Genomic DNA, 21,107 nt, shown 5'->3' with positions numbered 1-21,107 from the left:
ACCATACAAATATAATCCGTACATATGTTCTTTTCTTGCCCTATTTGTCTTTTTTCGTCATGTTATGTTGGTCCCGGGTTACCTGAAAGAGGAACTTTGGAGCCAGGCATATTGGCGGGATCAAGGTACGCTTCTAGCGGGCAGTCAAGCAGACGCACGATAACAGCTTCGCTCTCACTAACCGGTCTGATCTGCATCAATAAACCGTTGATTTTGACTTCACGCGTATCCTCCCCTTCATTCCACATCCCCGACCAGAGATGCTCCGGCGGCATTACAGTATACATGGTCATTGTGTAAGCCCTCCTGCCTGTAGGGTCTGTCTCTTGTCTCCCATAAGTTTGTTCAGCTGGGCAATGGCTTGTCCAATACCACCAACCGCATCCATTAATCCGTATTTGACTGCATCAGCACTCCCAACGGCAGTACCGATATCCCGGTTTAATTCCCCTGTCTTAAACATAAGTTCTTTGAACATGTCCTCCGAAATATTTGAATGCGTGGTGACAAAGCGAACAACTCGTTCCTGCATTTTCTCCATATATTCAAATGTTTGAGGAACACCAATGACTAGTCCGTTCATCCGGATGGGATGGATCGTCATTGTTGCACTTCCGGCAATCAATGAATAAGTGGAAGCTACTGCGATAGGAACCCCTATGCTGTGTCCACCCCCTATAACAACGGTAACGGTAGGCTTGCTCAGAGAAGCAATCATCTCGGCAATGGCGAGCCCTGCCTCCACGTCTCCTCCCACGGTGTTCAGAATGATCAGGATGCCTTCAATCCGGGGATTCTGTTCAGCAGCAACCAATTGAGGGATAATATGCTCGTACTTCGTGGTTTTGTTTTGCGGAGGCAGAATCAAGTGACCTTCGACCTGTCCAATAATCGTCATACAGAAAATATTGGACTCTCCTGCAGGTGACTGAGTCTGTCCGAACTGCTGGATGGCCTCTGTAACGGGAGCCAATCCTTTGTCCTCTTGTGCAGGCATGCCTCGTGTCTCTGTCTCGGGTTGATTCGACTTGGATGTCTGTTTGCCATTTATATACTCACTCATTAGATTAATCCCCTTCCCCATAACCATTTTAATGTATTCCTTAGTATGGGGAATTTCCCAGTCTACTTATACCCAATGAGTTACCAAAAATCCCTCACACCCTCCATGAATCCAATCTGTAAAAAAACAAAAAAAGCCCCTGATCTACGAGGAACCGTCCAATATTACTCGTAGATCAGGGGCGACTGTGTGCCTGAATATATGATTTTAATGTATTTTAAACTTCCATGATAATTGGCAAAATCATCGGTCTGCGACGAGTTTGCTCATACAGGAAGCGTCCCAGTGCGTCTTTTACATTCGTTTTGAGTGAAGCCCATTCGTTTACGTTCTCACTCATCAACTTTTGCAGAGTGCTGCTGACAATACGGTTGGCTTCATCAAGCAATCCTTCGGATTCCCGTACGTATACAAATCCACGGGAGATGATATCCGGACCGGATACAATTTTACCATCCTGTTTGCTCAGAGTAACTACAACGACAAGAATACCATCTTGGGATAACAGTTTGCGATCACGCAATACGATGTTACCTACATCGCCTACACCCAATCCGTCGATCAGTACGTTGCCTGCAGTAACTTTACCCGCCTTGCGTGCTGCTCCGCCTTGAATCTCAACCACTTCACCAATATCTGTGATGAAGATGTTATCAGGGTCGATACCTACAGATTCAGCAAGAACGGCGTGGCGGCGCTGCATACGGAACTCCCCGTGAATTGGCAGGAAGAATTTAGGCTTCATCAGGTTAAGCATCAGTTTGAGCTCTTCCTGGCTACCGTGTCCGGATACGTGTACACCGCTGTTCGCACCACTATAATGCACATTAGCTCCGAGACGGAACAGTTCATCAATGGTACGGCCCACATACTTCTCATTACCTGGTACCGGTGTTGCTGCGATAATAACTGTGTCTCCAGGAAGAATGTCTACTTTACGATGAGTAGAACGAGCCATCCGAGTCAATGCAGACATTGGCTCGCCTTGACTTCCTGTGCAGAGAATAACAACACGGTCAGCAGCCATTTTACCAACTTCTTCAGGTTCAATGATCATGCCGTCCGGAATATCCAGATAGCCCAAATCCGAAGCAATACCTACAACATTCACCATGCTGCGTCCAATGACAGCCACTTTGCGGCCAGTCACTTCTGCTGCATTAATGACCTGTTGAATCCGGTGTACGTTGGAAGCAAAGGTAGCCACAACAACGCGCTGGCTCGCTTTACGGAAGATATCTTCCAGAACGATACCAACATTTTTCTCGGAAGGCGTAAAGCCTGGTTTCTCGGCATTGGTACTGTCAGACAAAAGCGCAAGCACGCCATTTGTACCGATCTGTGCCATACGTTGAAGATCCGCATATTGACCATTGACTGGTGTGTGGTCGAATTTGAAGTCACCTGTGTGAACTACAGCACCTTCTGGTGTTTCAACACATACACCAACGGAATCCGGAATACTATGGTTAGTAGCAAAGAAAGTTGCTTTCAATACCGATCCAAGTTGGATCTCGGAATCAGCATCAATCAGAATGCGTTTTGTTTCACCCAGCAAATTGGCTTCTTTCAGCTTGTTTTCCACCAGTCCGAGTGTCAGCTTGGTTCCGTATACAGGAACGTTAAGGTGTTTCAGAACATACGGCAATCCACCGATATGATCTTCGTGACCGTGAGTCAAAATGATACCTCTTACTTTGTCACGGTTCTCAGTCAAGTACGAAATGTCAGGAATGACAATGTCAATTCCAAGCATATCTTCTTCAGGGAATTTAAGGCCAGCATCTACGACTACAATGTCGTTAGCGTATTGGATGACATACATATTTTTACCAATCTCGCCTACGCCGCCCAGTGCAAAAATCATCAGTTTATCGTTATTATTTTTCTTAGACAAATGAATCTGAACCTCCTATGGTAGTTGGACGTCGTACCTTATTATTTTATTTATTGTAAGTTAAAAAAGTAATCTTCACATGACAAACCAATAGATAGGCATGTATGCAAAAGAACACCTTTATTCACGATATTTGGAAGAAGTTCTTCGAAGTAATTCCCCTTCACCAACAAGTTGGATTTGAAATGATTCCTTCTTAGCCGTTCCTTCCCTTTTCACCGCAAAGCCACATCTCGAAACGATGTCGCTTTCAATTTCAAAAAAATACCGCACCCAGTCACTTGACATCATTATACATGATTAAAAACAAAAAAAACAAGTCACTCTGTCGTTGAGCCCTAGGTTTCCCTTTATCAGCAAGGTTGAAACAACCCAAAAAAGCGAAAAAAGAACCGCTTCTTCTTTCGCAGAAGAGCGGTTCTTGTCTGTTTAAAACAGGTTACCACAATTAATAAATTCAAGACATGTGCCTGCTATTCATTAAACAAGGCACGGATAAAGCCCTGCTCGTCTTCGGTTGGAGCAATGAGCGGTAGACGTACAGAACCCACATTCATCCCACGTAACGTCAGTGCATATTTCACTGCAACCGGGTTCGGCAAAGGCTGAGGACACTCAAACAAACCTTTGAACACCGGGAAAAGCTGCTGATGCAACTTCGTTGCCTTTTGAGTGTCTCCGGCGACAAAGGAATCAATCATCTGCTTCATCTCTGAACCAACCACATGGCTCGCGACGCTAACAATGCCGTATGCGCCTACCGTGATCGCTGGTAAGCCTGAGGCATCGTCTCCCGTATATACTTTAAAGTGATCGGGTGCACCTGCAGCGACGAGAGTCACATGCTCCAAAGAAGCACATTCTTTTGTAGCCACGATATTCGGTATCTGAGCCAGGCGAAGCGTTGTGGCCGCAGACAAGCAGGCCGAGGTACGCCCTGGTACGTTATATAGCATCACAGGCAGTTTGGTTGAGCTCGCGATGGCTTCAAAATGTTGGAACATGCCTTCCTGGCTTGGTTTGTTGTAATAAGGAACGACCAAAAGGACCCCATCCACGCCGACACGTTCAGCTTCTTGAGTCAGATGGATCGAATGGGCAGTATTGTTAGACCCTGTTCCGGCAATGATTTTGCATCTTCCTGCAGCATGCTTTACTGCAAACTCAAAAAGCTGCACCTTCTCACTGTCGCTAAGTGTAGGAGATTCACCGGTCGTACCGGACACCACAAGTGCTTCAGATTTTTGATCTGCAATTAAATAGTCTATAAGCCTTGCAGTTTCCTCCCAATGAATCTCCCCCTGTTCGTTGAACGGAGTGACCATTGCTGTAATCAATCTTCCAAAGTCCAATTCGATTTCCTCCTTCAAAACAGGTCTGGCTCCGATCGCTTCTATTTACAGATGAAGTTCGAATGAGGTATGAAGCGCCCTCAGGGCCTGAACCATATCTTCTTTTTTTACAAGTACCCAGATGGTTGTGTTCGAATCTGCCGATTGCAAAATCTGAATGTCAGCCAGTGTTAACGATTCAACGATTCTTGCCATGATGCCAGGCACACCGTTAATTCCACCGCCGATCACCGAAACTTTGGCACAGCCGGACAGACTTTGAGGTTTAAGACCAATCTCTTGCAATACTTGAATTGCTTTTTCAGAGTCACTGTCAAATACCGTATAGACGACTCCTGAAGGGGTAACATTAATAAAATCAACACTAATCGAATTTTCAGCCATGGTTTTGAAGACTTTCAGCTGCAGCCGATCTGCGCCTCCAGGTACATCTACTGTGATTTGGGTAACATTGCTAACGTAAGCAATCCCCGTCACATAACGATCTACTATGCCTGTCTGCACATCCTGGAAGCCTTCCGGATGGGTAACAAGGGTTCCTTCGCTGTCTGCAAAAGTGGAACGCACACGTACAGGAATTTGCGATTGCATTGCAATTTCAACTGCTCGGGGGTGAATAACCTTGGCCCCATGATGCGCCATATTACAGATCTCCGCATAACTCACCACAGTTAACGGACGTGCATCCTCTACAATTCGCGGATCGGCAGTCAGAATGCCGTTTACATCCGTATAGATATCCACCATCTCTGCATGAAGAGCAGCCCCAAGTGCCGTCGCTGATGTATCACTACCCCCACGGCCTAAAGTGGTAAAGTCCCCGCTCTCTGTCTGCCCTTGGAAACCAGTAACAATAACAACACGATTTTTTTGAAGCTCCTCCAGCACACGAACAGGACGGACATCCAAAATCCGGGCATTCCCGAAATTGTCGTCCGTCACAAAGCCTGCCTGCGCACCAGTCAGTACAGTTGTGGGAATGTTTTCATGTTCCAGAAGACTGCTGAGCGTTGTAGCTGATATGATTTCACCGCAGCACAACAATAAATCCTTTTCACGTGCAGACAGCGAATTACCATTTTGTGCAGCCCAGTCGAGCAGTGTATCTGTAGCATAAGGTTCACCCCGGCGGCCCATAGCGGACACAACAATGACAAGACTAAGTCCTGCCTCAAGTTCACGTTTAATATGACGGAGCACGTGCTCTCTCGCCTGAACTGTAGAGAGTGACGTGCCTCCAAATTTCTGTACCATGATACGCATCTTAATTCCTCCATTTGTGTACGCAAGAAGACTGGACACGGTCAAATCAACAAATGGATCAACCCAGGGAGCGTTCCGATGCAATAAATTCAGCAATGATTACGACATTATATGCCGTTTTTCCTCTGTAGATTGCTCAAAGCAATTCACAAACTGAAGCTCGGTTGTACACCGATCACGACATGCATATCTTCATGAACGCATCCCGCTTGCGATCATTTCACTGCAAGCAGGAATGCCCTTCAACGACAGGAACGCGTACACAGAAAGCTGTTAAACTTCCGACATATCGTCCCCCATGATTTTCTTTGTCTACCCTAACCAAGTTCAATTCTTCATGCGTATAACCGTTATCCTGGAACTTCTCCACTGTGAAATCAAACCCGTAAGCATTCGTTAAACTTGGTTAATAAACGATTACGCCTGTGCAGAACGTTCCACAATCATTGGCTGTAACTGTTTACCTTCCAGTGCACTCCAGCATGCCTCCGGAATAAGTTCCATTTTTGCTACTAACGAGTTTGGTTTCTTCACCGGATCATCCTGCCCGAACGGTACAAAGTACATATATTTTGCCACAAGCAGTTTGGCGATGTTCGCGGCATTCAGTCCCAGACCATCATTTGTGGAGATGGCAAGCACTACCGGACGCTGATTCCGCATCTGGGCTTTGGCTGCCATCAGCACAGGGCTATCGGTCATCGCATTAGCCAGCTTACTGGTGGTGTTCCCTGTGCAGGGAGCAATCACGAGCACATCAAGCAATTTGGCTGGCCCGAGCGGTTCCGCCTCAACAATTGTAGAAATGATATCATTACCGGTTATATCTTTCAACTGTTTTTGCCAGTTCTGAGCCGTACCAAAGCGTGTATCCGTTGTTAATACCGAATTGGAAATAATCGGAATAACATTTGCGCCCTCAGTCACAAACCGGCTAATTACCGGCATAACCTCTTCAAACGTACAATGAGAACCTGTAATCGCATAACCTACCGTTTTACCCTTCCAGTTCATAGTTCAACCTCCCGTGCGTTTTGTTCTTCCAAAAGCAAACGGATCAACACGTCGGCAATAATGCCGCCAGCCGTTTTGGGAGCAACAATGCCGGGGAGGCCTGGCGCTAGAAGCGCCTTAATGCCGCGTTTTTCAGCATATCTGAAATCGCAGCCGCCAGGAGCGGATGCGAGGTCAATAATGACTGCTTTTTGCGGCATTCTGGACAGGATTTGTGCTGTGATTATCATAGTCGGTATCGTATTAAAAAGCAAGTCAATTGCCCCGGTTTGAGCGGCCAAATCCGTTGTCATGAAAGGCTTCCAGCCCATGATGTTAGCACGAGCTGCATCTTCTTCCCGCCTGATTCCCACCCGTACATTTGCCCCTAGACCCTGGAGCGTTTTCGCCATTGTGAATCCTGTTCGGCCGAGCCCAAGCACAATACATTCCGACCCGTGGATCGTGAAGTCCGTCTCCCGAATCGCCATAGCGACCGCTCCCTCAGCTGTCGGTATCGAGTTGTAGAGCGCAATATCGTCACGATCCAATACCTCAATAAGCCGCAAGCCGTTATCCACGCACAACTCACGCAAAAATGGCTTTGCCATTCCTGTGAAAACAATACAATGCTCTGGCAATGCCGCTATCTGTTCTTTTTTGAGGAAAATCGGCAAGTCACTGAATGAGGTGCTCACTTTCCCCTGATCATCACATCCAACCACGGGCAGCACCAGCACATCCGCAGATGCCAACACCTCATCCTCCAGCTCATGATGTTCGATCCCCGGTATAGAACGCTCCAGCTTGTCGAAACCGACCACACTCACTGTGGCATCCAGCTCTGCGCATTTTTGAATGACTTCAAGCTGCCGCGCATCTCCGCCCAGGACTACTATCCGGACTCCGGTCAGCATCGGGACGTCACTCCTTTCACCACATGTATGCCTTATCGTATGCAGGGGCCCACAGGGGGGTGAAAACATTTCCTATCTCTTCACCAAACAAAAAAGGCCTTCCCGCATGGGAAGGCCCTTCATCATTCGTAGCCGTTTATTATTTTCCGGTATGACCGAATCCACCTTCGCCGCGAACCGTTTCCGAAAGCTCGCTCACTTCGGTTAGTTCAACAGCAGGCACAGTCTGAAACACGATCTGGGCAATGCGTTCACCCCGTACAATCGTGAATGGCTCCTGACCCAGATTAATCAAGAGCACTTTAACCTCACCCCGGTAATCCGCATCAATGGTACCCGGTGTGTTTAAACAGGTAATGCCGTGTTTGAACGCCAGGCCACTGCGTGGGCGAATCTGTGCTTCAAGGCCCGCAGGCATAGCCATAGCCAGACCTGTCGGAATCAGCGTGCGCTGTCCCGGCTGAAGTACCACGTCCTCCTGAAGCGCAGCAACTACATCAAAACCTGATGCAAGCTCCGACATTTTTTGTGGCAGTTTAATATCTTCATTGCCCGGTAACTTTTGAATTTGAACGTAATGCAACAAAATCATCCCTTCTTAATCCAGCAATGGTGCGATCAGAGGCACCGACCATAGCAAGCGCAAACGGCTCCGCGAACATCAGGTCAAGTACAGCATCGATATCTTCCATCGTTACTTGTTCAATTTTGGCGATCATTTCATCCAGCGTATGGTGTCTGCCCAGCATCAGTTCGTTTTTACCCAAACGATTCATCCGGCTTCCCGTGCTTTCCAAACTGAGAATCAGACTTCCCTTCAGCTGTTCTTTTCCTTTGCGCAGCTCATCTTCCGTCAGACCGTTAACTGCAAGATCCTGCAGAACCTCTTTAGTCAAGTCCAACACTTCTTTCGTTTGTTTTGGTGCAGTACCAGCATATATCGTGAACAGACCACTGTCCGCATGAGAACTGTGATAGGAATATACGGAGTATGCCAGTCCGCGTTTTTCACGAATTTCCTGGAAGAGTCTGGAGCTCATGCCGCCACCAATAGCATTGTTCAATACAACCATGGCGAACTGCAGTGGGTCTCCAATTTTGCAGCCCGGGAACGAAATACAGATGTGATTCTGTTCGGTTTTCTTCTTGTGAAAGAGCTGCCCGCTCTGGAATTTGGGAACGGTGATCTGTTCTGCCGCACCATGAACGTCAAATGATCCAAAGTGTTTTTCCATCAACTCAATCACACTGTCATCAACATTACCTGCGATACTAATCACTGTGTTCTCAATGGTGTAGTGCTCTTTCATATAAGCACGCAGATCGTTCGAACCCATCGCTTTGAGTCGTTCCTCCGTACCCAAAATCGGGTAAGCCAGTGGATGCTCTCCATAAGCAGCCGTAGCCATCAGATCATGTACCATATCATCCGGGGTATCCTCGTACATTGAAATCTCTTCCAGGATGACATTTTTCTCCTTGATGAGCTCGCCATCATCCATTTTGGAACGGAAAAACATGTCAGACAATACATCTACAGCGATAGGCAGATGCTCATCCAATACTTTAGCATAATAACATGTGTATTCTTTTGAAGTGAACGCGTTCACGTTACCGCCGATAGCATCAAACTGTTCCGCAATTGCCTTGGCATCGAAACGATCCGTTCCCTTGAACAACATGTGCTCAATAAAATGTGATACTCCATTGTTAACAGGCTGCTCGTTGCGCGATCCTGTCTTGACCCATATACCAAAAGACACGGAACGACAGGTCGGAATCTGTTCCATGACTACCCTGAGGCCATTGCCCAGCTGAATTTTTTTCACGGTTGGCCCTCCTACATCTCTATAATTGCCCTGATCTCCAAAAACGAAATCGACATTTGGTTCCAACTGTTTGATATTAACAAAAAAACGCCGCTCACTCAACCGCTGGAGCTTTTATGCGTTCCGAAGATAACGTCTCACTCACTGTACCAAGAACGAGGCCTTTCGCACGAATCGACTCAATCATGCCTTTCAGCGCTCCTGAAGAGGATGCAGTGGGATGCATCAAAATTAACGTACCCGCTTCCACTTTTGCCCCAATTTTATTTACAATGGAAGCTGAACTTGGCTTTCTCCAATCGACGGTGTCCAGTGTCCAGAGGACCGTTTGCAACCCCATGCTTGAGGCAATGTCTACGGTTTTCTGATTAAAGTCACCTGACGGGGGAGCAAACCAGCGGTTTTCCACCCCTAGCGTCTCCTTGAGTAGATCCTCTGTCTTGCTTATCTCAAGTCTGGCCCGTTCTGCGCTCAATCGACTCATGTTCGGATGAGAGTACGCATGGTTGGACAGTTCATGACCCCGTTTCTGAATCTCTTTGGCGAGCTCGGCATTTTTCTTTAACCAGCTTCCATCCAGAAAAAAGGTCGCCTTCACCTTCTCAGCATCGAGCGTGTCAAGCATCGGGATAATATACTCATTCCCCCAAGCCACATTAATCATAAACGAGACCATCGGCTTTGCCGGATTTCCCCGGTATACCGGGTGAGCCCCAAGATCCTTGAGCTGGATTTCTGGTTCAACCTGACGATAAACATAAGCAATTTTGGTATTGAGGTTACCACCCAGTGCCTTGCGATACGTGGCTTCCACATCAATCTCCAAGCCGTTATATCCCGGTATTGCCTTCCATACCCTGTCCACTTTGGCGTTGACCGGGGCTACTTTTGTTTCGGCCGCTTTATCACGGATCGCCGACAACAGGGCATCCTCTCCAGTCGCCTCTTGAAACATATCAAATGCATTCTGTGTCCCCGGGCCATCCCGAATCTCCGTAATGTATGTACGTACACTGCCTACTTGTCCGACCAGTATGACAGCCGCCACACCCGCCAGAACTGCAACCAGCTTTTTGGATTGGTTTTTCACAGTTCCATCCTCCCGCCGTCTTTGTCCCCATCATATGAGGACAAGGGCAAGAATATGAACAAATTCAGGCAGTCTATTGAAACCCATTAACGTTTCCGATTTTAGGCGTTAAAAAAAGAGCCAGAAATCACATTCTGTCTCTTCATTCAATGGATCTGTAAAAATTAAGGCAGAGCTTAGGACTGCGCCGGAGCTTCAGCCGTCAATACTGCTTTGCGGGACAAGTTGATGCGACCTTGTTGGTCAATTTCCGTTACTTTAACGGTAATGGAATCACCTACGGCTACAACATCTTCTACTTTGGCAACACGCTCTGTTGACAGTTGTGAGATGTGAACCAGACCCTCTTTGTTCGGCAGAACTTCGACAAATGCACCGAATTTCTCAACACGTTTTACTTTGCCGACATAAATCTCGCCGACCAGCACTTCACGTACGATTCCTTCGATAATCGATTTTGCCTTATCGTTCATGTCCTGGTTGGAAGAAGCGATAAATACGCGTCCATCCTGTTCAATATCAATTTTAACACCAGTTTCCTCGATGATTTTATTGATAATTTTACCACCAGCACCGATAACATCACGGATTTTATCCGGATTAATATGCATAGTCGTAATTTTAGGCGCATATTGAGAGAGCTGCTCACGTGGTGTTTTCATTACTTCGGTCATTTTGCCAAGGATATGCATGCGGCCTTCTTTGGCTTGAGCCAAAGCTTCGGACAAAATTTGACGATCAATACCATCAATTTTAATATCCATCTGGATCGCTGTTACACCTTCAGGTGTTCCTGCCACTTTGAAGTCCATGTCACCCAGGTGATCTTCCATACCTTGAATATCACTAAGAATGGACACATGCTCTCCATCTTTAATCAGACCCATAGCTACCCCTGCAACCGGAGCTTTAATTGGTACACCAGCATCCATCATGGCAAGCGTACTTGCGCAGATACTTGCTTGTGAAGTTGATCCGTTTGATTCCAATACTTCTGATACCAGACGAATTGTGTACGGGAAGTCCGTCTCCGAAGGAATAACTTTAGCAAGAGCACGTTCACCCAATGCACCATGTCCAATCTCACGACGGCCTGGAGCACGCAATGGACGAGCTTCACCCACGCTGAATGGCGGGAAGTTGTAATGATGCATGAAGCGTTTGGTTTCTTCCAAGCTGATTCCGTCCAAAATCTGAACATCACCCAATGCACCCAACGTACAAATGCTAAGTGCTTGTGTTTGACCACGTGTGAACAAACCGGAACCATGTGTACGCGGCAGCAATGATGTATCACACTCAATTGGACGAATCTCAGCAAGTCCACGTCCGTCCGGACGAACCTTATCATGTGTGATCAAGCGGCGCACTTCTTCTTTGACGATGTCGTGCAGCACTTCTTTCACGTCTTTGAGCAGTTCAGGGTTCTCGATGTATTGCTCTTCAAAATGAGCAACAGTTTCGTCATTCACTGCATCAATCGCATCTTGACGAGCATGCTTCTCAGCGATTTTAACTGCTTCTACCAAGCGAGCACTCGCATATTCACGTACAGCACTGTTCACTTCAGCATTTACAGCGTGCAGTTTTACAGCCATTTTTTCTTTGCCGGCCACTTGAACCAGTTCTTCAATGACAGCCACAATGTTCTTGATTTCATCATGTCCGAACATGATGGCTTCAAGCATGACTTCTTCCGGAACTTCGTTTGCTTCTGCCTCTACCATCATGATGGCATCTTTGGTTCCAGCAACAACGAGTTCAATTTCACTGACTTCAAGCTGTGCAATGGTTGGGTTGATAATGAATTCCCCATCAATACGTCCAACTTTTACGCCACCAATTGGCCCGTTGAATGGTACGTCCGAAATGCTCAGTGCAGCCGATGTACCGATCATGGCAGCAATCTGTGGTTCACAGTCCTGATCAACACTCATAACGATGTTAAGAACTTGTACATCATTACGGAAACCTTCAGGGAACAATGGACGAATTGGACGGTCTGTCAGACGGCTAGCAAGAATGGCTTTCTCGCTTGGTCTTCCTTCCCGTTTAATGAATCCGCCTGGAATTTTACCTACAGCATACAATCTTTCCTCGTAGTTCACCGTGAGCGGGAAAAAGTCCAGATCTTTCGGTTCGCTTGATGCGGTAACGGTACACAAAACAACCGTATCTCCGTATGTTACTTTAACAGCAGCATTTGCCTGTTTAGCCAAACGTCCTGTTTCAAGCACAAGCGTTCTTCCACCAAGCTGCATTTCAACACGCTTTTCCATGAAATCCCTCCTTCTAATCGTTCCTAACACAATGGATTCTGCATTTTCTCAGTATTTCCTGCTTGTCCTGCATTCATTAACTTGCAAAACAAAAGCTCCTTGCGGAGCTGTCATCTACAAATATATGGCAACATGTTCATCTACAAAACAACCCGGCTGTAAACTCCGCTTCACCCTCCATACAGAGGAACGACGGAAAACAGCCAGGTTGGTTTTGAAAACATGTACGATAATTAACGACGCAATCCGAGTTTCTCGATCAATGCGCTGTAACGTTTAACATCTTTGTTTTTCACGTAAGCCAAAAGCTTACGACGTTGACCTACCATTTTCAAAAGTCCACGACGTGAGTGGTGGTCTTTCTTATGCGTACGCAAGTGGTCTGTCAAACTTCTGATGTTTTCCGTAAGGATAGCAACTTGCACCTCAGGTGATCCAGTATCGGACTCATGAGTTTTGTGCTCGTCGATCAGTTGTTGTTTACGTTCTTGAGTCAATGCCATCCTATTCACCTCCTTCATTATAATCGCCATTAGCCTCGTTACCGCCGGTGAGAGCGTGCAACCAAGCTAAGGTTGTCTGTTGTCCAAAACGACAACGTAGTACATTATATCATAGTTGCCTAACTAAAGTAAATGTAAACATACATTTTACTTAGAATTTCAACCTAAGAGTCTTGCAGCAGTCAAGGCATCTTCCCGAATCTGGTTGATCAAAGCGTCGATGGAGTCAAACTTGCGTTCTTCCCGAATATAGTGAACCAGTTCGACCTTCAGTTCCTCATCATAGAGATGCCCATCAAAATCAAGCACATGTACTTCAAATGTAGGCTTCATCCCACTATCGTGGAACGTAGGCTTCACACCGAGGTTCATTACCCCTCGCAACGACTGTTCCCCATGATATACGCGTACAGCATACACACCTTTTGCTGGTGCCACATAATGATCTGTCAATTCGAGATTGGCAGTAGGGAAACCAATGGTCCGGCCGCGTTTCTCTCCATGGATAACGGTTCCTCTGATACTGTATGGACGTCCAAGCCACTGACTCGCTTCATCCATTTCTCCACGTTTAAGCAAACCACGAATTAAAGAACTGCTAACCTTCTCGCCATTAAGCAGGAAAGGAGGTACAGTTTCCACAGCCATCTCATTGCTGCCCAGCGAACGAAGCATCTGTTCATCACCGGCTCCCTTGTGACCAAAACGGAAGTCAAAACCAACGACCGCCGTTCGTGTCTGAAGCGGAAAGAGCAGATCATGTACAAACTGCTCTGGTGCTAAATGTGAAAATTCTTCATTAAACTCCACAACATATAACACATCAACGCCCATCTCTGCCAAGATATCTTCCTTATCTCTCAGAGGCGTCAAGTAACCTTCATAATCTCCTTTGCGCATGACTTCCTTCGGATGCGGATGGAAGGTCATTACCGCTGACTGCATGCCCTTTTCACGAGCAATGCGGACAGCTGACAGAATGACGCTTGCATGTCCGAGATGCATTCCGTCAAATTGGCCAATGGCCAGCACCTGGGGTTGTCTACGCAATTCATCGGAAGTTAATGTCTGCGGATACGTTAGCATTACGGTTTTCATACAATCATTCACCTGCATTTCACTTGATAGACCGAGCTTAACATCACATGAACCTAAACTCAAGGCCTCTTTATTCCGGTAAAAATACCTTAACCGCTCGAACTGTTGGTTTATGTTCATCCCGTTCGAAAATACCGAGAAATGTACCATCCTGAGCATATAACCGCAAAAGTCCTGGCTGCTCCACGGGCGGCTCCAATAAACGTGCAGACAATTTCTGACCTTGGAGAGCGCCTTTGGTGTTATCCTCTGGAACTTTATGGGCAGGCATGTAGTCAACGGCATCATCTACCGAAATCAGAACTTCAGCCAGCGTACCAGCAGCCATATGCTGTTCCACATCCTCAAATCGCAAGCACCGATCCGCTGTAATTCCCGCAGAAATGGTACGCTCAAGCTGTACCATGGTAGATGGGTATCCCAGTTCTCGGCCGATATCTACGCACAATGTTCGAATATATGTCCCTTTGGAACATAATGCCCGGAAGGAAATATCTGTTGTGTCGCCATGCGTTTCGATTCCGGTCAGTTCAATCTCGTAAATCGTAACCTCACGGCTCTTTCGCTCCACTGTTTTGCCTTCACGTGCAAGCTCATACAGACGTTTACCGTCAACTTTTACTGCTGAATACATGGGTGGAACCTGCGAAATCGTACCCTTGAACTGATTCAGGACCTCAAGCACCTGTTCTTCGGTAACTTGGACTGGTTCTTCCGAACGTTCAATAACCTCACCTGTCAGATCCTCCGTGTCCGTAGACAGACCCAATCGTAGTGTTGCCAAGTACTCTTTCGGAAGTTCCTGCATGTATTCGACTACCCGTGTGGCCCGTCCAAGGCACAGCGGAAGTACACCTGTAACTTGTGGGTCCAACGTTCCGGTGTGTCCAATACGTTTCATTTTCAGAATGCGTCGCATTTTCGCTACAACATCATGCGAGGTGAATCCTGCCGGCTTGTATACAGGCAAAATTCCTTCAAGTGGTTTTACCATTGCGCATTCACCTGCTTCAGCACTTTAGCTACAATTTCTTCCAACTCACCTTCCACACGACACCCGGCAGCCAGTACGTGGCCTCCTCCGCCAAATGTCTGTGCAAGCGCAGCAACATCGACTTTACCTGCCGACCGCAGAGACACTTTTACTGCGTTATTGTTGATGACTTTGAAAAAAATCCCCACTTCTACACCTTGAATATTACGTGGATAGTTTACAACGCCTTCGAGATCCTCATTGGCCGCTCCACATGCAATCATATCTTCGGGCGTAATAACCACCCAGGCAATTTTTCCATCCTCTGTCATCTGCAGACTTGAAAGTGCCTGATTCAATATCCGAACTTGGGGAAGCGTAACCTGTTCAAGCAAAATTTGTGCAAGGTACGGTCCATTTACACCATGCTCAAGCAATTTGGATGCGGTTGACATTACATTTGGACTGGTATTCGCGTACCGGAATCCGCCTGTATCCGTAAGCAACCCTGTATATATAGCCGTTGCAGCATCTTGATTCAACGTCACCGGGAACAAGTTTACAAAATCAAACAGGATCTCTGCAGTAGCTGCCGCATCCGGCTTAATGATATTAACCGTTCCATAAGCATCATTGGTGGGGTGGTGATCAATATTTAGAATAACAGCATCTTCTTCGAAATAATGGCGAGTTAGGCCCACTCTTGCAAAGTCTGCACAGTCTACACAAATCACTGCTTTATATTTACGCTGCGGTGGTTGTTCGGTCATGTTCACGATTTCGTCTGCGCCCCACAAAAAACGCATCCGCTGCGGAATCTCACCTTCATTAATCATCGTGAATGTCTTCCCCAGACATGACAGCAGCCAGCCCACTGTTACCGTCGAGCTGACTGCGTCACCGTCCGGCTGTACATGCGACACGACCAGGTAATCATCATGCTCCAGCAGAAATTGCTTTCCTGCCTGAAGCGCCTGTTCATAAGTGTGCATTGCCGTCTCCTTTATGCTGTTACTGGGATTCGTTCTTGTCGGTACCGATGTCGCCAAGCAGCTTCTCAATACGGCTACCATAAGCGATCGATTCGTCGATCTTGAATATCAATTCAGGTACATGGCGAAGTCTAATTCGCTTGCCCAGCTCGGAACGCAAAAATCCATTTGCTTTATCGAGTGCTTTAAGCGAGTTATCCTTTTGCTCCTGTTCACCGAAGACACTCAGATAAACTTTGGCTTGCGACAAGTCGTTAGTCACGTCGACACCTGTTACGGTAATGAAGCCGATACGTGGATCTTTCAGTTCGGACTGGATGAGCACGCTCAATTCTTTCTTGATCTGCTCGCCCACTCTACCTGTACGAATCTTGGCCATAGTTGTTCACCTCATGCTTCCTTGCTTATCGTTGTACCGTCTCCATAACAAAGGCTTCGATAACGTCGCCTTCTTTGAGATCGTTATAGTTATCAAGAGTGATACCACATTCGTAGCCTTGAGCTACTTCTTTGGCATCATCTTTGTAACGTTTCAGTGAATCAAGCTTACCTTCGTAAAGAACAATGCCATCACGAATCAAGCGTGCTTCCGCTGAGCGCGTAATTTTGCCGGAGGTAACCATACATCCTGCAATGGTACCCACTTTACTGATTTTGAACGTGCTGCGAACTTCAGCATGACCGATTACATTTTCTTTGTAGATCGGATCAAGCATTCCTTTCATCGCCTGTTCAATCTCTTCGATTACGCTATAGATGACACGGTGAAGACGAATGTCTACTTGCTCTTGATCTGCAGTTACTTTCGCCTGATTATCAGGACGAACGTTGAAACCGATCACGATGGCATTGGATGCCGCTGCCAAGATGATGTCGGATTCGGTAATTGCACCAGCACCGCTATGAATGATCTTCACGCGCACGCCTTCAACCTCGATTTTTGCAAGTGAACCCTTCAATGCTTCAACAGAACCTTGAACGTCACCTTTAATAATGACATTCAGATCTTTGATTTCACCATCTTTGATGTGTTGGAACAGATCGTCCAGTGTTACACGTGTGTTGGTACCCAAATCGGATTCACGTTGCGTGATCGCACGTTTATCAGCGATTGAACGAGCTTTACGCTCATCCTCAAATACCATGAATGGATCTCCCGCACCTGGAACTTCAGTCAACCCTGTGATCTCTACAGGAGTAGAAGGTCCAGCTTCTTTCAGACGGCGACCTTTATCATTCACCATCGCACGTACGCGACCGAAGCAGTTACCTGCTACAAAGGCATCTCCAACTTTCAACGTACCATGCTGTACCAAAATACGGGCAACTGGGCCGCGTCCTTTATCCAGCTCGGCTTCGATCACTGTACCACGGGCACGTTTGTCCGGGTTCGCTTTGTACTCGTTCACTTCAGCAACGAGCAGGATCATTTCAAGCAGACCTTCCAGACCCATTCTTTGTTTCGCCGAAACGTTAACAAAGATGGTGTCACCGCCCCATTCTTCCGGAACGAGTTCATAGTTGGTCAGTTCTTGTTTTACTTTGTCCGGATCTGCACCAGGCTTATCGATTTTGTTAACCGCAACGATAATAGGCAGACCCGCTGCTTTTGCGTGGTTAATAGCTTCAACAGTCTGTGGCATAACGCCGTCATCCGCAGCAACAACGATGATGGTAATATCCGTTACTTGTGCACCACGAGCACGCATTGCTGTAAACGCTTCGTGACCCGGTGTATCCAGGAACGTGATTTTTTTGTTGTTGATTTCTACTTGATAGGCACCGATATGCTGGGTGATTCCGCCAGCTTCGCCGCCCGTTACATTCGTGGAACGAATGGCATCAAGTAGTGTTGTTTTACCATGGTCAACGTGACCCATAATCGTTACAACTGGAGGACGGGATTGCAGATCCGCAGGATCATCGTTCTCTTCCACAGTTTCGAAACGATCGTCTTCAAGTACAATTTTCACTTCAACCTCAACACCGAATTCACCTGCGAGCAGAAGAATGGTATCGATATCGAGCTCTTGGTTAATTGTAGCCATAACACCCATACCAATGAGTTTCTTGATAACTTCGGAAGCATCTTTGTGAAGCAGCTTCGCTGTTTCACCCACAGTCATATCACCACGTACGATGATTTTCTTAGGTGTGTTATCAATTTTCTCGCGTTGTTGGTACTGCTGCTGGTTTCTGTTACGGTTGTTCTTGCCACCACGGTTACCGCGGAAGTTGCCGCCACGGTTGTCATCGTAACGACGTCCGCCACCGCCACTGTTTGAACGATTGCCGTTGTTATTACCGGAATTTCCTTGACCGCCTCTGCGCTGACCTTGACCTTGGTTCTGTCCTTGGCCACCGCTGCGGTTGCCGCTATTACCAGTGTTGCTTGGTCCAGCACTTCTCACTTGACCGCCACCACTGTTGTTCGTACGTTGTCCTGAACCTTGTGGACGTGAAGCTGTGCTGCTTGTTCCGCCTTGTGGACGTGAAGCCGTACTGCTTTGTCCGCCTTGCGAAGGTCTGGAACGATTACCTGCTTGTCCGCCCTGGCTGGAGCCTTGGGAAGAGTTCGTTCTGTTGCGGCTATCTTGGCCGCTGGGTCTTTGGGAGCCGTTGTTATTGTTTGAATTTGGTCTATTGTTCATACCTACCTGCTTTTCCTGTTGTATTTTTGTTTGTACGGGACTACCGGATGAATTACTGTTGTTCGGCGTGTTCGCTCCGCCGGCCGGCTTGTTGCTGTCCACTGTTTTTTCACTGCGCACGGAGGAAGTAGCGACTGATTTTGCCTCGCTGCTCTGTTTGGATGCTGCAGTGGATTTTATATCTTTAAAAAATTGTTCCACCTTACCCACTGAACCATTCTCCATGACACTCATATGATTGTTTACGGGAATATCCAGTTTTTTAAGAATGGTTATAATTTCTTTGCTGCTCATATTAATGGACTTCGCATATTCATAAACTCGCAATTTATCCTTGTTTTCCTGTTTACTCAATATACTCCACCTCCGACATTATACCGACTTGCTTGGAGATCATTTTTGCAAACCCACGGTCCGTTACCGCAAGAACAACCCGCGTTTCTTTACCGATACTTGAACCCAGACTATCCCGGTCAAATCCGATCACCAGCGGAACTTTGTAGGTTCCGCATTTGTCGCGAAATTTCTTCTGTGTATTGGCCGAGGCGTCACCCGCAACAATAACCATCTTAGCTTCGGAAGAACGGATCGCCTTGAGCACGATTTCTTCACCTGTCACCAGTTTGCCTGCACGCATGGAGAGTCCCAGATAAGACAACGCTTTGTTATTCATCATGATCACGCTCCTGCGCTGCGATGAAATCATCTTCAACTGAAGCGAAATCAGCAGCCAATTGCTCGTAAATTTCAGGTGAAACCTTGCCCTTCAACGCCCGATCCAAAGACCGGTTTTTGAGTGCAAGTTTAAAACAGGATTCCTTGCCGCATAAATAAGCGCCACGTCCGGACTTTTTGCCAGTCAAATCGATCAGCACTTCATCCTCTGGCGTTTTAACGATACGGATCAGTTGCTTTTTGGGCATCATTTCTTGACACGCCACACATTTGCGCAGCGGTACTTTTTTCTGCTTCATACGTTAGCGCCCCCCGTGCTTTACTTTAATCGACGGAGACGGAATCTTGGTGCATTTCTGAAGAAGAATCTTTTTCTCTGCCGAATTCCTGTTCCGCCTGGCTCTCGCTCTTGATATCGATTTTCCAGCCGGTCAGCTTCGCTGCCAGGCGGGCATTTTGGCCCTTGATGCCGATAGCGAGGGACAGTTGATAGTCCGGTACGATGACACGGGCCATCTTCTCTTCTTCAAACACTTGAACTTCCAACACTTTGGAAGGACTCAATGCATTAGCCACATATTCGTCTACCTGTTCGGAGTAACGAACGATGTCAATCTTTTCACCGCGCAGCTCACCCACAATGGTCTGCACGCGCATGCCTTTAGGGCCTACACATGATCCAACCGGGTCAACTTCCTCATTGCGTGAATGTACGGCAATTTTGGAGCGGAAGCCCGCTTCACGTGCAACGGAGCGAATCTCAACGACCCCGTCAAAGATTTCAGGAACTTCCAGTTCAAAGAGACGTTTCAAAAGACCCGGATGTGTGCGGGACAAAATGATTTGCGGCCCTTTGGTCGTGTTCTCGACCTTGGTGATGTAAGCCTTAATACGGTCACCATGAACAAATTTTTCATTCGGCATCAATTCGGTTAACGGCAATGCCGCTTCGATTTTGCCCAGATCGATGTAGATATTGCGCAAATCCTGACGCTGCACCACTCCCGTAACGATATCCTCTTCCTTGTCTACGAAAGCGTTGTAGATCAGGCCGCGTTCGGCTTCACGAATCCGCTGGGTCACTACCTGTTTGGCAGTCTGTGCGGCGATACGTCCGAAATCGCGCGGCGTAACCTCAATCTCCGCAATATCTTCCAGCTGGAAGTGTGGGTTAATTTCACGTGCAGCAGGCAACGAAATTTCGGTGCGTGAATCGAGGACTTCCTCCACGATCAATTTGCGTGCATATACACGAATAACTCCAGTGTTGCGGTTCATATCAACACGCACGTTTTGAGCGGTGTTGAAATTACGTTTGTAGCTGGAGATTAATGCCGCCTCAATCGCTTCAAACAGCACATCCTTGCTGATCCCTTTTTCCCGCTCCAATTCATTCATTGCTTCAATAAAATCCATACTCATGAATGTTGATCCCCCTTTCAAACATGGCATCTCATACGTAAAACGGCGAAAGGCTCAAAACTCATGAGCACCTTGCCGTTATCGTGAGATGTGTCTTTTTCATTAATAAA

At 47.0% G+C, this 21,107-nt stretch carries 20 protein-coding genes; all 20 read right to left on the bottom strand.

The genetic code is table 11. From position 1 onward, the window contains the following. Positions 1-62: 62 nt before the first annotated feature. A complete protein-coding gene (locus AC3RCI_RS11380; RefSeq protein ID WP_095287706.1) occupies positions 63-293 on the bottom strand; it encodes a YlzJ-like family protein in 231 nt (76 codons plus the stop codon). Then, positions 290-997 (bottom strand): ClpP family protease, encoded by a 708-nt coding sequence (locus AC3RCI_RS11375; RefSeq protein ID WP_492529874.1) that lies wholly within the window; start codon positions 995-997, stop codon positions 290-292. Before AC3RCI_RS11375 ends, AC3RCI_RS11380 begins: the two co-directional genes overlap by 4 nt. A 283-nt stretch (positions 998-1,280) precedes the next feature. Next, complete coding sequence (locus AC3RCI_RS11370) at positions 1,281-2,960, bottom strand: ribonuclease J (protein ID WP_095287708.1); 1,680 nt, start codon at positions 2,958-2,960, stop codon at positions 1,281-1,283. A gap of 473 nt (positions 2,961-3,433) precedes the next feature. Next, positions 3,434-4,312, bottom strand: a complete 879-nt coding sequence (gene dapA / locus AC3RCI_RS11365; RefSeq protein ID WP_127536227.1) for a 4-hydroxy-tetrahydrodipicolinate synthase — start codon at positions 4,310-4,312, stop codon at positions 3,434-3,436. A gap of 45 nt (positions 4,313-4,357) precedes the next feature. Continuing rightward, positions 4,358-5,575 (bottom strand): aspartate kinase, encoded by a 1,218-nt coding sequence (dapG, locus tag AC3RCI_RS11360; RefSeq protein WP_095358586.1) that lies wholly within the window; start codon positions 5,573-5,575, stop codon positions 4,358-4,360. Between the two features lie 417 nt (positions 5,576-5,992). Continuing rightward, positions 5,993-6,589 (bottom strand): dipicolinate synthase subunit B, encoded by a 597-nt coding sequence (locus AC3RCI_RS11355; RefSeq protein ID WP_127536229.1) that lies wholly within the window; start codon positions 6,587-6,589, stop codon positions 5,993-5,995. Beyond that, positions 6,586-7,485 (bottom strand): dipicolinate synthase subunit DpsA, encoded by a 900-nt coding sequence (gene dpsA / locus AC3RCI_RS11350; protein ID WP_492529007.1) that lies wholly within the window; start codon positions 7,483-7,485, stop codon positions 6,586-6,588. Before dpsA ends, AC3RCI_RS11355 begins: the two co-directional genes overlap by 4 nt. A 139-nt stretch (positions 7,486-7,624) precedes the next feature. After that, entirely contained in the window at positions 7,625-8,071 is a 447-nt protein-coding gene (gene dut / locus AC3RCI_RS11345; RefSeq protein WP_170948039.1) for a dUTP diphosphatase, read from the bottom strand. Further along, positions 8,031-9,314, bottom strand: a complete 1,284-nt coding sequence (locus tag AC3RCI_RS11340; RefSeq protein ID WP_492529005.1) for a M16 family metallopeptidase — start codon at positions 9,312-9,314, stop codon at positions 8,031-8,033. Before AC3RCI_RS11340 ends, dut begins: the two co-directional genes overlap by 41 nt. Before the next feature lie 94 nt (positions 9,315-9,408). Beyond that, positions 9,409-10,404, bottom strand: a complete 996-nt coding sequence (locus tag AC3RCI_RS11335; RefSeq protein ID WP_193721903.1) for a polysaccharide deacetylase family protein — start codon at positions 10,402-10,404, stop codon at positions 9,409-9,411. A 176-nt stretch (positions 10,405-10,580) separates the two neighbouring features. Next, positions 10,581-12,683 carry a polyribonucleotide nucleotidyltransferase gene (gene pnp, locus AC3RCI_RS11330; protein WP_336779650.1) on the bottom strand — a complete coding sequence of 701 codons (2,103 nt, stop codon included), beginning with the start codon at positions 12,681-12,683 and terminating at the stop codon, positions 10,581-10,583. A gap of 233 nt (positions 12,684-12,916) precedes the next feature. Then, positions 12,917-13,186 carry a 30S ribosomal protein S15 gene (rpsO, locus tag AC3RCI_RS11325; RefSeq protein WP_056700672.1) on the bottom strand — a complete coding sequence of 90 codons (270 nt, stop codon included), beginning with the start codon at positions 13,184-13,186 and terminating at the stop codon, positions 12,917-12,919. 159 nt (positions 13,187-13,345) lie between these two features. Next, positions 13,346-14,284 carry a bifunctional riboflavin kinase/FAD synthetase gene (locus AC3RCI_RS11320; RefSeq protein WP_492472417.1) on the bottom strand — a complete coding sequence of 313 codons (939 nt, stop codon included), beginning with the start codon at positions 14,282-14,284 and terminating at the stop codon, positions 13,346-13,348. Between the two features lie 70 nt (positions 14,285-14,354). Further along, on the bottom strand, positions 14,355-15,278 hold the full coding sequence (gene truB / locus AC3RCI_RS11315) for a tRNA pseudouridine(55) synthase TruB (protein WP_127536234.1): 924 nt from the start codon (positions 15,276-15,278) through the stop codon (positions 14,355-14,357). Further along, positions 15,272-16,249: a DHH family phosphoesterase gene (locus tag AC3RCI_RS11310; protein WP_492472419.1), complete on the bottom strand. Its 978-nt coding sequence runs from the start codon at positions 16,247-16,249 to the stop codon at positions 15,272-15,274. The genes truB and AC3RCI_RS11310 overlap by 7 nt, the downstream gene beginning before the upstream one ends. Positions 16,250-16,268: 19 nt before the next feature. Next, entirely contained in the window at positions 16,269-16,628 is a 360-nt protein-coding gene (rbfA, locus tag AC3RCI_RS11305; protein ID WP_095358595.1) for a 30S ribosome-binding factor RbfA, read from the bottom strand. 25 nt (positions 16,629-16,653) lie between these two features. Continuing rightward, entirely contained in the window at positions 16,654-19,254 is a 2,601-nt protein-coding gene (infB, locus tag AC3RCI_RS11300; protein ID WP_492529003.1) for a translation initiation factor IF-2, read from the bottom strand. Beyond that, complete coding sequence (locus AC3RCI_RS11295) at positions 19,247-19,576, bottom strand: L7Ae/L30e/S12e/Gadd45 family ribosomal protein (RefSeq protein ID WP_170948040.1); 330 nt, start codon at positions 19,574-19,576, stop codon at positions 19,247-19,249. The genes infB and AC3RCI_RS11295 overlap by 8 nt, the downstream gene beginning before the upstream one ends. Then, entirely contained in the window at positions 19,566-19,874 is a 309-nt protein-coding gene (rnpM, locus tag AC3RCI_RS11290) for an RNase P modulator RnpM (protein WP_095287722.1), read from the bottom strand. The genes AC3RCI_RS11295 and rnpM overlap by 11 nt, the downstream gene beginning before the upstream one ends. A 25-nt stretch (positions 19,875-19,899) precedes the next feature. Next, positions 19,900-20,997 (bottom strand): transcription termination factor NusA, encoded by a 1,098-nt coding sequence (nusA, locus tag AC3RCI_RS11285; RefSeq protein WP_095287723.1) that lies wholly within the window; start codon positions 20,995-20,997, stop codon positions 19,900-19,902. Positions 20,998-21,107: the final 110 nt, after the last annotated feature.

The organism is Paenibacillus sp. MT124, from assembly GCF_058792755.1.
This window is presented reverse-complemented; position numbering and strand designations above follow the sequence as displayed.

Excerpts from the sequence above, each read along its gene's own strand:
- AC3RCI_RS11380 (WP_095287706.1), bottom strand. The coding sequence starts at position 293 with ATGACCATGTATACTGTAATGCCGCCGGAGCATCTCTGGTCGGGGATG.
- AC3RCI_RS11375 (WP_492529874.1), bottom strand. The coding sequence starts at position 997 with ATGCCTGCACAAGAGGACAAAGGATTGGCTCCCGTTACAGAGGCCATC.
- dapG (WP_095358586.1), bottom strand. The coding sequence starts at position 5,575 with ATGCGTATCATGGTACAGAAATTTGGAGGCACGTCACTCTCTACAGTT.
- AC3RCI_RS11355 (WP_127536229.1), bottom strand. The coding sequence starts at position 6,589 with ATGAACTGGAAGGGTAAAACGGTAGGTTATGCGATTACAGGTTCTCAT.
- dpsA (WP_492529007.1), bottom strand. The coding sequence starts at position 7,485 with ATGCTGACCGGAGTCCGGATAGTAGTCCTGGGCGGAGATGCGCGGCAG.
- pnp (WP_336779650.1), bottom strand. The coding sequence starts at position 12,683 with ATGGAAAAGCGTGTTGAAATGCAGCTTGGTGGAAGAACGCTTGTGCTT.
- rpsO (WP_056700672.1), bottom strand. The coding sequence starts at position 13,186 with ATGGCATTGACTCAAGAACGTAAACAACAACTGATCGACGAGCACAAA.
- AC3RCI_RS11320 (WP_492472417.1), bottom strand. The coding sequence starts at position 14,284 with ATGAAAACCGTAATGCTAACGTATCCGCAGACATTAACTTCCGATGAA.
- truB (WP_127536234.1), bottom strand. The coding sequence starts at position 15,278 with ATGGTAAAACCACTTGAAGGAATTTTGCCTGTATACAAGCCGGCAGGA.
- AC3RCI_RS11310 (WP_492472419.1), bottom strand. The coding sequence starts at position 16,249 with ATGCACACTTATGAACAGGCGCTTCAGGCAGGAAAGCAATTTCTGCTG.
- rbfA (WP_095358595.1), bottom strand. The coding sequence starts at position 16,628 with ATGGCCAAGATTCGTACAGGTAGAGTGGGCGAGCAGATCAAGAAAGAA.
- AC3RCI_RS11295 (WP_170948040.1), bottom strand. The coding sequence starts at position 19,576 with ATGATGAATAACAAAGCGTTGTCTTATCTGGGACTCTCCATGCGTGCA.
- rnpM (WP_095287722.1), bottom strand. The coding sequence starts at position 19,874 with ATGAAGCAGAAAAAAGTACCGCTGCGCAAATGTGTGGCGTGTCAAGAA.
- nusA (WP_095287723.1), bottom strand. The coding sequence starts at position 20,997 with ATGAGTATGGATTTTATTGAAGCAATGAATGAATTGGAGCGGGAAAAA.